The 659-nt window shown below is 52.0% G+C and carries 2 pseudogenes; one reads left to right on the top strand and one right to left on the bottom strand.

Going from position 1 to position 659, the window contains the following annotated elements:
* Positions 1–315 (top strand): annotated as a pseudogene (locus tag D5269_RS18130) (relaxase); the annotation flags it as partial.
* A gap of 243 nt (positions 316–558) precedes the next feature.
* Here D5269_RS18130 and D5269_RS18125 read toward each other — a convergent pair.
* Positions 559–659 (bottom strand): annotated as a pseudogene (locus D5269_RS18125) (XRE family transcriptional regulator); the annotation flags it as partial.

Here is a 659-nt window from a genome sequence, read left to right as displayed (position 1 = left end):
GAGGTCTATGCGGCCTACCGCAAGGCGGGATATTCCAAGAAATTTTTAGCGGAACATGAAGCGGATATTTTGCTCCACAAGGCGGCAAAACAGGCATTTGACGATTTGGGTATCAAGAAGCTGCCCACCGTCAAGAGCTTGCAGGCCGAGTATGCCCAGCTGTTGGAAGGAAAGAAAAAAGACTATGCCGAGTACCGGCGCTCCCGCGAGGAAATGCGGGAACTGCTGGCCGCAAAAGCCAACGTAGACCGGCTAATGGGATATGGGGAGGAACGCCAGAATGACCGGGAAAAAGAACCGGAGCAGGATCGCTGACGCGCCCGTTTTTTCGTATTTTCTCACCGCCGCAGGCAGGTGAAAAGCGTTCCGCAGGAACGCGCAGCCACAGAATGAAATTCTGTGTTCAAAAGGGGCTTGGGGAATCCCCAACAAGCAGCGCCAGGAGCCGGATGGCTATCCTGGGGCATTGCTTGCCACGGTTATCCCGGAACGGGATAACCTTCTTTTTCTCGAAAAAGAACAAAGCCGGTGAGGAATTTGTTAAATTCACTCACCGGCTCAATTCGTTTCAAATTTCTCGGATAGTTCGGTTAGTTCTTTCATGGTTTCCTGCGTATGGTGCAAGAGGGTTTCACGCATTTCTGACGGGCAGCTGCAAT

The sequence above is a fragment of the Anaerotruncus sp. 1XD42-93 genome, from assembly GCF_009917605.1.
Classification (GTDB): Bacteria; Bacillota; Clostridia; order Oscillospirales; family Ruminococcaceae; genus Anaerotruncus.
Note: the sequence above shows the minus strand (reverse complement) of the source record. Positions and strands in the feature narration are given on the sequence as shown.